The organism is Phaeodactylibacter luteus, assembly GCF_007993045.1.
Classification (GTDB): Bacteria; Bacteroidota; Bacteroidia; order Chitinophagales; family Saprospiraceae; genus Phaeodactylibacter; species Phaeodactylibacter luteus.
On record NZ_VOOR01000123.1, the window covers coordinates 1 to 1,751 of the forward strand.

Here is a 1,751-nt window from a genome sequence, read left to right on the forward strand (position 1 = left end):
ACATAAGCATAGGGCGAAATGCTGACATATTCATGTGCCAGCGGGTCGGGCGAAAGCCACCTGCTCACCACCTCTGGTTTCAGGTCATATTCACCGTATAGAGTGTCACTAATAATTACGCTAACAACCTCGCCCGTCACACGGTCGAACAAGACCGAGCCGATGCGCTGCAAGGTGTCGTTGGGGAAACTCTCCTGATATTTTCCGTTGCTCAATGTTAGCACCTTTACCTTGATGCGGAGTTCTTCATAAGGCTGTATCGGTTCGTGCTGTGCCGTGAGGCTGCCCCAAAACAGAAGGGCAAAAACAAGTGCGGATAAATGCTTCATGATTGCAAAGTTTTATGGTCTAATGATTTGAACAGGCTGTTTCTCTCTTTCGGTCTCGAACGATTGAAGCCACTTTGGGTAAACCTCTTCCGGCATCTGTTCAAAACCGAGGGCATCAAGCCGTCCATATATTTCGTGCACTTTAAAAAACAGTTCGTTGGCTTTTGGATAATTCGGCAACTCTTCCACGGGCGGCCTGCCCAACTGCTCGAGGACGTAGAAGAACAAATACGTCTGATAATCAGAACGCAGTTGCAGGGCGTAAACATTGTTCGGGTTGTGTTCCAATGCTTTATCCAGGCAGTCCAATACGAATTGGTCGAAACCATATTTTATCGCATACCCTTTGGCTAAATCCGCAAGTGTAGCGGCAACCACTTCTTTTCTTGACATCGTATCCATATAAATTCTGCTCCGCAATGCCTCCGCCTTGATGTAACCCGAACTCTGCACCCAAACATCAGTTGTGTAATAGCCGTTGGTCGTCTCGTAGTTCAGCAGGTTGCCTTTTCCGTCCTTCAGCTTGATGTAAGAGTGGGAAGGCGAATACGAAAGCCAAGCCTCAACACCCAGGTCCTCCGCCAATATCAAATACAAAAGCGGCATCGAATGGCATTGTCCTTTTTTGCTGCTGGTCAGTTTCATCACAAACTGCTTTGTCCAGTCCTTCTTGCCCCACGGGTCTTCAAAGTCGTATTGGTAGGGCAAATGGGTATAGGTCACGGCGCCTTTTTCGTCCCTGAAATAAATCGTGTCAGACATCAATTGCTGTAATGCCCACTTTTTGGCGGTCGGGTTTCCCTTGTCGTAGCCCGCTTGTTCAATCAGGGAATTGGCGACCTCTACATCGCTTGAAATATCATATTCGAACCAGTCATATTGTATTCGATTGTCGAGATAAGCGTTTTCGGTCAGGAACACCGCCCTTTTGAGGCTCATCGGTATTTCACCTTTCAGCATCTGGTCAATTTCGGCAAAGGCGTTTCGGAAATGTTCCGTCCCCGCTATATGGCTCTGGTCGGAGAATTCGTAGCGGATGGTCTTTGGCTTCATATCGTTTTCTATCTCCGCCAAAAACTGCTGCTGTTGCAACTTTCTTTGTTGTTCGTTCCGCATTGCTTCTTGTATCAGCATTTGGTTTTGCTGTTGAGTCTGTGGGCTTACGAATGGGTTTGCCCCTGTGCTTGTGTTCGGAAAACCGATTACCACATTCGGGGCAAGGGATGCAGGTTGCGGTGGCTTTGGCATTTCTATTCCGGGTATATTGGTCGACGGTTGACAAATTCCTCTTATCGCCATAATTATCAGTATTCCGATGAATGGTATTCTCTTCATCTTTTCTTTGTTTTTCTTTTTTAATTGGGCAGAACGGTCTGGCTATGTGCCGTGCCGACGTTTAGGAGGCATGGACATCATAGCCTT

Annotated in this window: 1 protein-coding gene and 1 pseudogene; both read right to left on the reverse strand. The window is 47.2% G+C overall.

Features of this window, described 5'->3' with window-relative positions; all coding sequences use genetic code 11:
* Positions 1-329: pseudogene (locus FRY97_RS21725) on the reverse strand (hypothetical protein); the annotation flags it as partial.
* 12 nt (positions 330-341) lie between these two features.
* A complete protein-coding gene (locus tag FRY97_RS21730; RefSeq protein WP_211356954.1) occupies positions 342-1,463 on the reverse strand; it encodes a hypothetical protein in 1,122 nt (373 codons plus the stop codon).
* Positions 1,464-1,751 lie beyond the last annotated feature (288 nt).